This is a genomic window from Microbulbifer maximicatervae (SeqCode) (genome assembly GCF_052467305.1).
In genome coordinates, this window is record NZ_CP174306.1 from 855,996 (window position 1) to 869,209 (window position 13,214).

Consider the following 13,214-nt stretch of genomic DNA (forward strand, 5'->3'; position numbering starts at 1 on the left):
GTGGTTTAGTGGTAATATCCTTCAAGGTAGAAGGGCTATTTGAGTATCAATGGACGCTTTACTATTCAATTTCCACGATATTGTTCTGATAATGACCAGTTATCAGTGCGCTCTTTTTGCACTGTTGTTGTTAGTGATTCGTCGTGAGCGGCGTTTCAGCAACACCTTGTTGGCGCTATTTCTGTTCTCACAAGCCGCTATTCCCCTGGATATCCTGATTAATTTTGGTGAGGGTTTCCGCAGTTGGTCCATTGAGACTTCCCCGAACTTGTTTTTTGTATTTGGCGCAGCCTACTGGTTAGAAGGCCCCCTGTTACTTTGGTATACCCGCTCCTTAACTCGCGAGGGGTTTAGGATTTCCAGGCGGGACCTTTGGTACTTGCTGCCTTTTTTTCTGGCAGTCGTGTTTGAATATTTCTCCTACTGGCAATTTGATAGCGAAACCAAGACAGCCATGCTGCGTGGGGAGAATTTAACTACTGGCTCAATGTTCGATCACTTGTTGGGATTGGCTCGTGAATCGCTTCGGGTACTTTTCGGTGTTTTGTGTCTTTTTGAGGTGCGTCGATGCCGCAGGCAGATTCGAGATAATCATTCCAGTATTGAGAAAATTGACCTGACTTGGCTGCTGGTGTTGATCTGGGGCTTCTTGCTGGTTCGTATTTGGGCTCTGATGATTAACCTGGCGGTAGGGTTGGCGCAGGAGTGGCAGCTCCAGTTGGATATTGGAGCGATGGGGCTGTTTAGTAACTACGCCGTATTTGTTTTGGTTAGTGCCATGATCTTCTTTAGTCTCAGTTACTCCTCAATGTTTGAGGGCGATGGGCATAAAGTGGAGAAGTCCGGGGAAGATGTAGGTTCTGACCAGGAACAGGATGCTAATGGGGAGCCTGAGATTGATCTGGAGTTGGCAGCCCAAATTGAAAATTATATGCGGGAAGAAAAGCCTTACTTGGTTCCAGCCCTTACCCTAGAGCAGTTGTCCGGGCAGTTACAGGTATCACGCAGGTTGCTTTCACAGACGATTAATCGTCATTTTCAGTGCAACTTCTTCGAGTTTGTAAACCGTTACCGTATAGATGAGGCAAAACGGATGTTGCGGGAGCCGCAAAAAGCGGGGTTCACCGTGATGGAGGTAATGTTGTCCTCGGGCTTTAATACCAAGGCTACATTTAACTCGTTTTTTAAGAAAATGGTTGGTATGACGCCGACCGAGTACCGCCGGCTTAATTGCGAAGCCAGGGCTGGCAGTGAGAAGGGTGCTATAGAGCCCAGCTAAAGGGCTCTAGTCGCCTTTGCTGGGTTTGGCAGTATACTTTTGAAAATTTGATTCTGGCTCGACCCCTTGTGAAACCCGTAGACCCCCCTGAAAAACTCCCAACTCTGATAAAGGGGTTACTAAAATCCCACCCTGCCAGCGGCCAGTTGTGGGTGGGGTTTTCTGGTGGTCTGGACTCCAGTGTTCTCCTGCACCTTCTGGTAACTTGCCAGATTCCCGTGCGTGCGCTTCATATTCACCATGGCCTAAATACAAATGCGGACATTTGGCTCGCTCACTGTAAAGAGTTTGCTGAAAGTCTGGCGGTACCCTTTACAGCCATCCAGGTTACTGTTGATTACAAAGATGGCGGATTGGAGCAGGGGGCTCGCCGGGCGAGATATGCGGCCTTCAATCAGGTGATGTCTGAAGGTGATCAAATTCTGCTCGGCCACCACGCGGACGACCAAGCTGAGACTTTCCTGCTGCGCTTAATGCGGGGCGCGGGCGTGTTGGGATTGGCCAGCATGTCCGAGAGTCGAACGATCGGAGATAATAAGTACTTACTGCGCCCTCTACTCAGGGCGGGGCGAAAAGAACTAGAGCAGTGGGCTGAGGCTCACGGATTGAGCTGGATTGAAGATGACAGCAATGCGGATGAGGCCCTGGAGCGGAATTTTTTACGGCATCGAGTTGTGCCACTGCTCAACCAGCGTTGGGGAGTGAGTCGCCAGATCGCTCGGGCAGCGGAGAACCTGAGGGAGTCTGCGGACTTGCTGTCTGAGTTGGCACTTGCTGACCTGGAGGAGGTTGATTTAAAGGTGGAGCGATTTGGCGAAAGCCTGGCCCTGCCTCGCTTCTTCAGCCTTAGCGAGGGGCGCCGTAAAAACCTTATGCGGCATTGGGTGTTGCGCCAAGGGGGGCAGCCGCCAGAGTCGGCCCTATTAAATCAGGCGCTTTCCCAGGTGACTCATGCGGCAGAGGATGCACAGCTTGAAGTTAATTTGGGTGGGCAAGTGGTGCGGCGTTTTCGGAATCGCCTTTACCTGACCCCTGAGCTGGCGCCAATTGCCAATAACTCCGATAAAGGTTGGCACTGGGATGGCCGCTCTAATCTGGCTCTGCCAGCGGGTGGCATTCTTCGGCCCTCTTCGGATTGGCCAGTGGACGACTATAGAGTGTGTTATCGCAGGGGGGGGGAGCGTGCGCACCCGGTAAATCGCTCCAGGTCACAAACGCTTAAGAAGCTCTTGCAGGAGTGGGCCCTTGAGCCCTGGCTCAGGGATCGTGTCCCATTGGTATTTTTGGGGGATGATCTGGTGGCTGTCGCGGGGCTCTTTTCATGCAAAGCAGGCTGCGCCATCCCGGATGAACCACCCGGCTGGCGGTTTTTCGATTGAGTGTTAAGGGGGTTTCTGCTACCCTGGCGCCCCGTCTAAAAGGCACCGGGAGAAGCTGGATTATCCGCCCGGGCCAGCCCTGTAAGCTCGACATTCATCGAGCGCTCAACTGACCAAGGTTTTGCATGACGCGCTATATTTTTGTAACTGGTGGCGTGGTTTCCTCGTTGGGGAAAGGTATCGCCTCCGCCTCTTTGGCCGCCATTCTCGAGGCCCGTGGCCTCAAGGTTACCATCCTCAAACTGGACCCCTACATCAACGTAGACCCGGGTACCATGAGTCCCTTCCAGCACGGCGAGGTGTATGTCACCGAGGATGGTGCCGAGACTGACCTGGACCTGGGTCACTACGAACGCTTTATCCGTACCCGGATGTCCAAGCGTAACAACTTCACCACCGGCCGCGTGTACGAAACCGTACTGCGCAAAGAGCGCCGTGGTGACTACTTGGGTGGCACCGTACAGGTGATCCCCCATATTACCGACGAGATCAAGCGCCGCGTTGTAGAAGGTGGCCGCGATGTCGATGTCGCAATTGTTGAAATCGGTGGCACCGTAGGTGATATCGAATCCCAACCGTTCCTGGAATCTGTGCGTCAGCTGCGTGTGGAAATGGGCACCAATCGCGCCCTGTTGATCCACCTGAGCTATGTGCCTTTCCTTGCCACTGCTGGTGAAACCAAGACCAAGCCGACCCAGCACTCTGTTAAAGAGTTGCGTTCTATCGGCTTGCAGCCGGATATTCTGCTGTGCCGTTCCGAGCGCGAGATCGATGAGGACTCCCGCCGCAAGATCGCACTGTTCACCAATGTGGAAGAGCGCGCTGTTGTACCGCTGCCCGATGCCAAGACCATCTACGGCGTACCGCGTCTTCTGCACAGTTACGGCCTCGACGATATCGTTGTGGAAAAACTGCAGCTGGAATGCCAGGCACCAGACCTTTCCGAGTGGGACGAAGTGGTCGATGGCAAGCTGAACCCGCAGCACGAAGTGAAAATTGCCATGGTTGGCAAATACATGGAGTTGCTGGATGCCTATAAGTCCCTGATCGAGTCCCTGACCCATGCGGGTATCAAGCATCGCTGCAAAGTGGATATCGACTTTATCAACGCTGAAGACGTTGAGGGTGAGAACGGCATTGACCTGATCAAGGATGCCGATGCAATCCTGGTTCCAGGTGGGTTTGGTGAGCGCGGTTTAGAGGGCAAGCTTGAATCTGTTCGCTACGCTCGTGAAAACAATATTCCTTACCTGGGCATCTGCCTCGGTTTACAGTCTGTGGTTATCGAGTTCGCGCGCAATGTGCTCGGCCTCGAAGGTGCCAACAGTACTGAATTCAATACTAAAACCCCGCACCCTGTTATTGGCCTGATCACAGAGTGGATCGATAGCGAAGGCAATATCGAGAAGCGCGACGAGCAGTCCGACCTGGGTGGCACCATGCGCTTGGGTGGCCAGGAATGTCGCTTGGCTAAAGACACCAAGGCTCGCGATATCTACGGCGCCGACGTCATTGTAGAGCGCCACCGCCACCGCTATGAAGTGAACAACAACTACGTTGATCGCCTGCAGCAAGCTGGTTTGAAAATTGGCGGCTGGTCTGCAGACGATACCCTGGTAGAAATGGTTGAATTGCCGAACCATCCCTGGTTCGTTGCTTGCCAGTTCCACCCGGAATTTACTTCAACCCCGCGCGACGGCCATCCGCTGTTCGAAAGCTTTGTTGCCGCCGCAATGAAGCAGCGTGAAAACCAGGGTTAATCAGTAATCCGCCCCCGGTCTCTGTGACTGGGGGTGAGATGACAGGGAGCTGACAGTGAAAACAATTGAAGTCGGAAATATTCAGGTCGCCAACGATAAGCCCTTTGCGCTGTTCGGCGGTATGAATGTACTGGAATCCCGCGACCTGGCGATGCAGGTGGCTGAGCACTATGTAAAAGTCACTGAAAAACTGGGTATTCCCTATGTTTTTAAAGCGTCTTTTGACAAGGCCAATCGCTCTTCCATCAATTCCTATCGCGGACCGGGAATGGAAGAAGGCCTGAAGATTTTTCAGGAAATCAAAGATACCTTTAAGGTTCCCTTGATTACCGATGTCCACGAAGTACACCAGGCTGCTCCGGTTGCCGAAGTCGTGGATATTATCCAGCTGCCGGCCTTCCTGGCCCGCCAGACTGATCTGGTCGCCGCTATGGCAGCGACTGGTGCAGTGATCAACGTCAAAAAGCCCCAGTTTATGAGCCCGCCGCAAGTTAAAAATGTGGTGGAGAAATTTGCTGAGTGCGGCAACGAAAACATTCTTTTGTGTGAGCGCGGTGCCTGCTTTGGCTACGACAATCTGGTTGTCGATATGCTGGGCTTTAGCACCATGATCAATGCCTCCGGCGGTGCACCGCTGATTTTTGACGTCACCCACTCACTGCAAATGCGCGATCCTTCCGGTGCTGCCTCTGGTGGTCGCCGTGCGCAGGTCACTGAGCTGGGCCGCGCAGGTTTGGCTATCGGTATTGCCGGCCTGTTCCTGGAAGCACACCCGAATCCAGACAAAGCATTGTGTGATGGCCCCAGTGCATTGCCACTGGAAAAGCTGGAGCCATTCCTGGCGCAGATGAAAGCGGTAGATGACCTGATCAAGGGTTTCGAGCCGCTGGATACGAAATAAAAAAGAGATACTTTTGCGCGCCCTGATTGGGCGCGCGGCACTTTCCCCTCTGCTATTTAGCAAAAAGTGCGTAAAGTCTGATTTACGAAAACCTATTTTCAGTAAGTACCAATACGGAGCCCATTGTAAATGAGCAAGATTGTCGCTGTTAAAGCCTTTGAAGTAATGGATTCTCGCGGTAACCCTACCGTTGAAGCCGATGTAATCCTGGAGGATGGTTCTATTGGCTCCGCCTGCGCTCCCTCCGGTGCCTCCACTGGCTCCCGTGAAGCGCTGGAACTTCGCGATGGCGATAAAAGCCGTTACTTGGGCAAGGGTGTCCTGAAAGCGGTTGAAAATATCAACACTACTATCGCCGACCTGCTCAAGGGTATGGATGCTTCCGATCAGCGCGCCCTGGACAAGGCGATGATTGATGCCGACGGCACTGAAAATAAGGCGAACTTCGGCGCCAACGCTATTTTGGCGGTTTCCCTGGCTGCCGCTAAAGCAGCTGCCGCTTCCAAAAAAATCCCCTTGTACCAGCACATTGCTGAGGTAAACGGCACCCCGGGCGAGTACTCCATGCCGGTACCGATGATGAATATCCTCAATGGCGGCGAACACGCTGACAACAATGTGGATATTCAGGAATTTATGGTTCAGCCGGTTAAGGCTGAATCTTTTGCCGAAGCTCTGCGCCAAGGTGCTGAGATCTTCCACTCCCTGAAAAAAGTACTGTCCAGCAACAGCCTGAATACTGCAGTTGGCGATGAAGGTGGCTTTGCTCCGAACCTGCCTTCCAACGAAGCAGCGCTGAAAGTGATTGCTGAAGCAGTAGAAAAGGCCGGTTACACCCTGGGCGATGACATTACCCTGGCTCTGGACTGCGCTTCTTCCGAGTTCTACAAAGATGGCAAGTACGATCTGGCTGGCGAAGGCAAGCAGTTCGATAGCGAAGGTTTTGCCAGCTACCTGGCCGATCTGTCCGCCAACTATCCGATCCTGTCTATCGAAGACGGTATGGACGAGAGTGATTGGGACGGTTGGAAAGTACTCACCGATAAAATTGGTGAAAAAGTACAGCTGGTAGGCGACGACCTGTTCGTAACCAACACCAAGATCCTGAAGGAAGGTATCGAGAAAGGTGTCGGTAACTCTATCTTGATCAAGTTCAACCAGATCGGCTCCCTGTCCGAGACTCTGGATGCGATCAAAATGGCTAAAGATGCGGGCTACACCGCTGTGATCTCCCACCGCTCCGGTGAGACCGAAGATACTACTATTGCGGATCTGGCGGTTGCGACTGCTGCTGGTCAAATCAAGACCGGTTCCCTTTGCCGTTCAGACCGCGTAGCCAAGTACAACCGTCTGTTGCGCATCGAAGCTGAGCTGAATGGCTCCGCTCCTTATCGCGGCCGCGCTGAATTCAAGTAATCCATTATTTGAATTAGCGTGCAAGTACTACAAAGAGGGGCTAGCCCCTCTTTGTAGTACTATAAATACGAACAAGCGAAATATCGTAATCTCGTATGAAATGGCTGCTGGCAATACTCACCATTATGCTCCTCGCCACCCAGTACCGACTTTGGGTTGGTGAAGGTAGTCTCGCCGAAGTTACCCGTCTCAAGCGTCAATTAGCCCAACAGCAAGAAAAAAATATCGCGCTGGTGCGGGAAAACCGTCAACTGTTCAGGGAAGTCCGCAGTTTGAAAGTTGGCACTGATGGTGTGGAAGCGAAAGCCCGTTATGACCTGGGACTGATCAAGGAAGGGGAAACACTGTTTATCTTCCTGGATAAGGAAGAGGCTGAAAATTGATTAAGGATTATTGGGTCATTGTACCCGCTGCCGGCGTTGGCAAACGTATGGGGGCCGATCGCCCGAAACAGTACCTGCCGTTGCTCGGGCGACCACTGCTATCCCTGACTTTAAAAAATATTCTTGGGTGGCCAGGATTGGCCGGCGTTGTAGTATCGCTATCGGAGCAGGATACCTACTTCCCTCACCTGAAAGAAGCAAACCACCCCTTGGTACACACCGTCATTGGTGGAGCTGAGAGAGCAGACTCTGTTCAGTCCGCCCTGGATTTCCTGGCGGAGCGAGAAAGCGGCGATACTCCGGTTTTAGTCCACGATGCTGCACGACCCTGTGTGTCTGAGCGCGATATTTGCGCTTTACTCAGTGACGAAGTCTCACCGATGGCACTTTTGGCGCGCCCTGCAAGCGACACATTAAAGCGCAGTCATGTGACTGGCGGTGTAGCCTGTGTGGAAGAAACGGTTGAGCGCGAAAGTATTTGGCTGGCGCAAACCCCGCAACGGGCCCCTCTCAGTACTCTGCACTCATGCCTTGGCAAAGCCCTGGAACAGGGGGTTGCTGTAACCGATGAAGCCAGTGCACTGGAGTTTTTTGGCCATTCACCGCAATTGGTTGCGGGTGATAGTGACAATATTAAAGTGACGCACCCCGCCGATATCATAATTGCAGAAACTATTTTACGTCTGCGCTACTCCCCGACTGAGGATAAGCGATAGTGAGTTTTCGAATAGGCCAGGGCTTTGATGTTCACGCATTTGGCCCCGGTGATCATGTAGTGCTCGGAGGAGTACAAATCCCCTATGGGAATGGATTGGTAGCTCATTCTGACGGGGATGTTTTACTGCACGCCCTCTCGGATGCCTTACTGGGTGCTCTGGCCCTGGGAGATATCGGTAAACACTTTCCCGATAACGATGAACAATTTGCCGGAGCGGATAGCAGAAACCTGCTTCGACATGTTGTTGGATTAATCGATAGTAAAGGGTATCGCTTGGTTAATGCGGATATGACGTTGATTGCCCAGGCCCCCAAAATGGCTCCGCATATCGATGGAATGCGAGTCAATATTGCCGCTGACTGTGGTGTTGATTGCGATGCGATCAGTGTCAAAGCAACCACTACAGAAAAGCTTGGATTTACTGGTCGCGGTGAGGGTATCGCCGCGCAAGCTACTGTTTTATTAGAGCGCAAAGATGTCTGAAGTTTGGAATCTGGATTGGCCCCGAGCGCTTGGGGGTGCGGTAATTTCTGGCGATTTTCGCACAGAACCAGAAGATTTTATTGTCGATGAACTGGCTATGCCGCCGGCTGATAAAGATGGCGAGCATGTTTACTTGCAGGTTAAAAAGCGCGGGGCAAATACCGCCTGGGTTGCCAAGGAATTGGCGAAGTTAGCCGGGGTACAAACCCGGGATGTCAGCTTTTATGGCTTGAAAGACCGACATGCTGTTACCACTCAATGGTTCAGTGTATGGCTCGGACAAAAGCCAGAAGCAGACTGGTCGCAAATTAACAGCGATGAGATTTCATTGCTCCAGGCCTTCCGGGGACCACGCAAGTTGCGTCGCGGCGAGCATATGGGGAATCGCTTCAAAATTCGTCTGCGCAATGTCGAAGGTGATCGGGACAAAGTAGAAGAAGTACTTCAGCTAATTCCCAAAGGGGTGCCCAATTACTTCGGTGAACAGCGCTTTGGGATTGATGGCAATAACCTTAGTTTGGCAAAAAACTTAGCTGAAGAGGACGGTCGCTGCCGCAAAAGCGAAAAGGCCTTCGCCATGTCTGCTGCCCGTAGCTGGCTGTTCAACCAGGTTTTGGCTGAGCGAGTCAACGCCGGAACCTGGCAGAGCCCTCTCGTTGGGGAACCTGAAGATTACCCAACCGGGCCTCTTTGGGGGCGTGGCAGAAACCTGTCAACGGATGCCCTGGGGCAGTTGGAAGAGCAAGTGTTGTCCCCGTGGCAGCCTTGGTGCAACTGGCTGGAGCACTGTGGTCTTAGCCAGGAACGTCGGGCCATGATTTTATCCCCGGAGGCATTTCGCTATGAGTGGGAAGGTGATCATTTAATCGTCGAATTCGCCTTGCCACCGGGTACTTTTGCTACGGCTTTGCTACGGGAGATAGCTCAGCTGGTCAATGTTAAACAGTGCACATAGAATTTGTATTTAGGCGACTGGCACTGTTGCACAAATCATGGACAAGAAAAGAATATGGATCGCTTGAGACAAGAAGGTCTGGGAATGACTTCCCAGCGAACCCGTAATCGCTTGATCCAGCGATTGCGGGAAGAGGGGATATCCAACGAGGAGGTACTGGATGTAATGGCATCTACACCTCGACACCTCTTTTTGGATGAGGCCCTGGCTATTCGGGCTTATGAAGATACTGCTTTGCCGATAGGGTATGGCCAAACTATTTCCCAGCCATACATTGTCGCCCGTATGACTGAACTCTTGCTGAGTAGAGCCAAGTCTCTACACCGGGTTCTGGAAGTAGGTACGGGCTCTGGCTACCAAACGGCCATTCTTGCTCGCTTGGTTGAACAACTTTATTCCGTCGAGCGTGTCGAACCCCTATTGGAAACTGCTCGCCATCGGTTGGGGGAGCTGGGTTATAGCAATGTAGAGTACAAGCTCAGCAATGGGGGCTTTGGTTGGAAAGAAGAGGGTCCTTACGATGCTATCCTGGCTGCAGCAGCACCTGCAATGATTCCCGATGAGCTGCGAGAACAGTTGGCTCCCAATGGGGTTTTGGTAATTCCGGTGGGGGCTGAGCAGCAATACCTGACGATGGTGACTCGTCGTGAGGATAGTAATAAGTTTGATGTGGAAAAGTTGGAAGCGGTACGTTTCGTGCCTTTACTCGGTGGCGTGGTTCGATGAGATTTACTGAGGTTCTAAAAAGTCGCTACCCTGGAGTGGTTCTGCGGGGAATGGCAATGGGGGCTGCCGATGTGGTGCCCGGTGTTTCCGGGGGAACTATTGCCTTTATTACCGGCATCTACCAGGAGCTTTTGGACTCCCTCAGTCGAATCGGCCCGCATTGTATTACAGTGTGGCGGAAGGAGGGGTTTCTATCTACTTGGCGCTATATCAATGGGGGCTTTCTTCTTTCTCTTTTCCTTGGGGTATTGTTGAGCGTTTTTAGCTTGGCCCACCTCATTAGCGGCTTACTGCAAAATTATCCAATTATTGTTTGGTCTTTCTTTTTCGGTCTGGTTCTCGCCTCAATTGTTCCCATTGTGAGAAACATTCCCCGGTGGTCGCCATCTGTTTTGGTTTTTCTCGCACTGGGCATTGCGCTTGCAGTAACAGTGAGTGAGATGCGGCCTTCGGAGGTACCGGTAACTCCGCTTACCCTGTTTTTATCAGGTGCTTTGGCGATATGTGCGATGGCACTGCCGGGAATTTCAGGTGCCTTCCTGCTGCTATTAATCGGGATATACCCCAAGGTTTTAGCTGCAGTTCATGAACTCCAAATTGCAAACCTATTGTGCTTTGCCGCAGGAGCAGCAATCGGGCTGATGCTCTTCAGCCGCTTGTTGTCTTGGCTGATGCACAAATACGTTGCCAGGACACTGGCATTTCTTGCCGGGGTTTTGTTGGGTAGTTTGAAGATTATTTGGCCCTGGAAACTGCCAATGTCCGGAGAAATTGAAGCCTCCAGCAAACTGGCCCCTTTGTTATCCAATACTTCTCCGCTAACTTATGCCGAACAAACTGGCGACGGTGCCCATTTAGGAGGGGCGATCAGCGCGGCCCTAGTAGCGATGCTCTTGGTTCTCGCTGTAGACTTCTTTGGCAGAGGGCGCGGAGTGAAGTCTTGCGCCACTCCGCAATAAGATCTGGAAAATCTCGGTATGGCAGCGTTTTATCAAGCTTTTCCAGAGATTTTTGGAGCTTTTCTTTAGACACTTTTTCCATAAATGCCGTGGTCTGATGTAAAAAGAGAATAATGGAATGTCATCTTTTGCAACCTTTTGAGCGCCGATGTTGGCGGAACAAACTCCCCACTATTGGTCATTATTTGTGGGGGGTGTTTAAAATATTAGGCTTGCTGGCTCTACTGCAGGCTACTTTCTCCTGTTCCAGCCACAAGGCTCCCTCAAGCTCCCTGCGCCAGCCTCCCAGTATCAAAATTACCCATCACACGGTCAGTAAAGGGGATACCCTTTACTCAATTGCTTGGCGATACGGCAAGGATTTTCGTCAATTGGCTGCGATAAATGGCATCCGCTCCCCTTACCAGATATACCCAGGGCAGAGAATCAGACTGGCTGGCTCAGTGCAAACCAAGAGCACTGTCAGTACACAGAAGAAGCAAAAAGCGCCAGCCGCAAAAGCTAAACCGAAAACAACACAAACGACCACTGCTAAAAAATCTTTAACACCAAGCCCAAAGCGCCAATCAACAGCATCTCGCCGGAGCGGATCGGTCAACTGGCGCTGGCCCGCCAAGGGGAAAGTGATTAGTCATTTCCGCTCTGGGGACCCATTGCGTAAGGGAGTTGATATCGCGGGTGAAAAGGGTGAGTCTGTACTGGCAGCGGCTGATGGCACCGTGATCTACGCAGGAAGCGCCTTGAGAGGTTATGGAAAGCTGCTGATCGTCAAGCACAACGAGGTTTACCTCAGTGCCTATGCACACAATCACCGGTTGCTCGTAAAGGAGGGCAGCAGGGTAAAGGCGGGGCAAAGGATAGCGGAACTGGGTTCGAGTGGTACCGACCGCAACAAGCTCCACTTTGAGATTCGCAAAAACGGTCAGCCAGTAGACCCTCTTGCCTACTTACCGTAAGTTCACGGCCGCAGTAAAGCTCTGCAAATAAAAATGGACTTTTAACTAGTACCACTTGAGGTAGTCACTGTAATCGTGGCCATCCCAGGGTCAGCCGATTCAGTGGCTGTCGCCACATACCTGCGGCATTGATAGTTGTGTTATCAATGTCCGAGTGTGTTGTGCGGCTGAAATTGGCAAAGTACAAGGAGCAGGGGAAATGGAAGCACAACGGCAAGACCAGTCTGTGACTGGCCAGGCAGAAGACTTTCCTCCTGAGTTAGACGTTGAAAATGATGAGCAGAAATTAGGTTCAACTGAAGCAGGTGTTAGTCGCACGCGGAAATCTGCGGCTAAAAAGAGTTCCGCACCCTCCCAGGCAGAGAAAAGTAGAGTTTGTAGATTGGATGGCGATGGCCATTTGCAGAAAAATCTCGACGCTACCCAACTCTATCTCAATGAAATTGGATTCTCCCCCCTATTGACCGCAGAAGAAGAGGTGTATTACGCGCGCAAGGCTTTGCGTGGAGATGCTGCGGCAAGAAAACGAATGATCGAGAGCAATCTTCGCCTTGTTGTAAAGATTGCTCGCCGCTACGTTAGCCGAGGCTTGGCACTGCTGGACCTTATTGAGGAAGGTAATCTGGGCCTGATTCGAGCAGTTGAGAAGTTTGATCCAGAGAGAGGCTTTCGCTTTTCCACTTACGCCACCTGGTGGATACGTCAGACGATAGAACGGGCCATAATGAATCAGACCCGAACCATACGCCTGCCCATCCATGTCGTGAAAGAGTTAAATGTATACCTCCGCGCATCTCGAGAGTTGGCGCAGAAGCTGGATCACGAGCCATCTGCGGAAGAAATTGCCACTCTCCTTGAGAAGCCAGTCGAAGATGTCGAGCGTATGCTTGGGCTCAATGAGCGGGTTACTTCTGTAGATACTCCCATTGGGCCCTCTTCCGAGAAGACCTTGGTAGATACCATCCCAGATCAGCAGGAATCTGACCCAGCAGAGCTTTTACAGGACAGGGACCTTTTTGACAGCATCAACCGCTGGTTGGGAGAGTTACCTGACAAGCAGTGTGAAGTGGTCTCTAGGCGGTTTGGTTTGCGCGGTTTTGAAGCGAGCACCCTGGAAGAAGTAGGGCGTGAAATCGGTCTCACCAGGGAGCGGGTCAGGCAGATACAGGTGGATGCACTGAAACGTTTAAGAGAGGTTATGGAGAAGCAGGGGCTCGACGGGCATTCACTATTTGGCAATTTGTAGCCTCTACTCCTTGATAATACCCCACTGCCAGTTTCTGGCTGTGGGGTTTTTTA

Annotated in this window: 13 protein-coding genes; all 13 read left to right on the plus strand. The window is 51.9% G+C overall.

All coding sequences use genetic code 11. The features are described from left to right. Positions 1-49 precede the first annotated feature (49 nt). The 13 genes from ACJJI4_RS03820 (at position 50) to rpoS (ending at position 13,161) form a co-directional block, all read left to right on the plus strand. Positions 50-1,279 carry a helix-turn-helix domain-containing protein gene (locus tag ACJJI4_RS03820; protein ID WP_444927122.1) on the plus strand — a complete coding sequence of 410 codons (1,230 nt, stop codon included), beginning with the start codon at positions 50-52 and terminating at the stop codon, positions 1,277-1,279. A gap of 68 nt (positions 1,280-1,347) precedes the next feature. Continuing rightward, entirely contained in the window at positions 1,348-2,658 is a 1,311-nt protein-coding gene (gene tilS, locus ACJJI4_RS03825) for a tRNA lysidine(34) synthetase TilS (RefSeq protein ID WP_444927123.1), read from the plus strand. A 125-nt stretch (positions 2,659-2,783) separates the two neighbouring features. Continuing rightward, complete coding sequence (pyrG, locus tag ACJJI4_RS03830) at positions 2,784-4,418, plus strand: CTP synthase (protein WP_252085084.1); 1,635 nt, start codon at positions 2,784-2,786, stop codon at positions 4,416-4,418. 55 nt (positions 4,419-4,473) lie between these two features. Further along, a complete protein-coding gene (kdsA, locus tag ACJJI4_RS03835; RefSeq protein WP_413664888.1) occupies positions 4,474-5,319 on the plus strand; it encodes a 3-deoxy-8-phosphooctulonate synthase in 846 nt (281 codons plus the stop codon). A gap of 129 nt (positions 5,320-5,448) precedes the next feature. Next, positions 5,449-6,735: a phosphopyruvate hydratase gene (gene eno / locus ACJJI4_RS03840; RefSeq protein WP_282931805.1), complete on the plus strand. Its 1,287-nt coding sequence runs from the start codon at positions 5,449-5,451 to the stop codon at positions 6,733-6,735. Positions 6,736-6,830: 95 nt separating this feature from the next. Then, complete coding sequence (locus ACJJI4_RS03845; RefSeq protein ID WP_282931806.1) at positions 6,831-7,118, plus strand: septum formation initiator family protein; 288 nt, start codon at positions 6,831-6,833, stop codon at positions 7,116-7,118. Next, entirely contained in the window at positions 7,115-7,834 is a 720-nt protein-coding gene (gene ispD / locus ACJJI4_RS03850) for a 2-C-methyl-D-erythritol 4-phosphate cytidylyltransferase (RefSeq protein WP_444927124.1), read from the plus strand. Before ACJJI4_RS03845 ends, ispD begins: the two co-directional genes overlap by 4 nt. Then, positions 7,834-8,319 carry a 2-C-methyl-D-erythritol 2,4-cyclodiphosphate synthase gene (gene ispF / locus ACJJI4_RS03855; protein WP_444927125.1) on the plus strand — a complete coding sequence of 162 codons (486 nt, stop codon included), beginning with the start codon at positions 7,834-7,836 and terminating at the stop codon, positions 8,317-8,319. Before ispD ends, ispF begins: the two co-directional genes overlap by 1 nt. Continuing rightward, positions 8,312-9,274, plus strand: a complete 963-nt coding sequence (gene truD, locus ACJJI4_RS03860; protein WP_444927126.1) for a tRNA pseudouridine(13) synthase TruD — start codon at positions 8,312-8,314, stop codon at positions 9,272-9,274. Before ispF ends, truD begins: the two co-directional genes overlap by 8 nt. A gap of 54 nt (positions 9,275-9,328) precedes the next feature. Beyond that, on the plus strand, positions 9,329-10,000 hold the full coding sequence (locus tag ACJJI4_RS03865; protein ID WP_444927127.1) for a protein-L-isoaspartate(D-aspartate) O-methyltransferase: 672 nt from the start codon (positions 9,329-9,331) through the stop codon (positions 9,998-10,000). Next, positions 9,997-10,959 (plus strand): DUF368 domain-containing protein, encoded by a 963-nt coding sequence (locus ACJJI4_RS03870; protein ID WP_444927128.1) that lies wholly within the window; start codon positions 9,997-9,999, stop codon positions 10,957-10,959. Before ACJJI4_RS03865 ends, ACJJI4_RS03870 begins: the two co-directional genes overlap by 4 nt. 113 nt (positions 10,960-11,072) lie before the next feature. After that, on the plus strand, positions 11,073-11,915 hold the full coding sequence (locus tag ACJJI4_RS03875; protein ID WP_444927129.1) for a peptidoglycan DD-metalloendopeptidase family protein: 843 nt from the start codon (positions 11,073-11,075) through the stop codon (positions 11,913-11,915). Positions 11,916-12,114: 199 nt separating this feature from the next. Further along, positions 12,115-13,161, plus strand: a complete 1,047-nt coding sequence (rpoS, locus tag ACJJI4_RS03880) for an RNA polymerase sigma factor RpoS (RefSeq protein ID WP_444894557.1) — start codon at positions 12,115-12,117, stop codon at positions 13,159-13,161. The last annotated feature ends 53 nt before the right edge of the window (positions 13,162-13,214 follow it).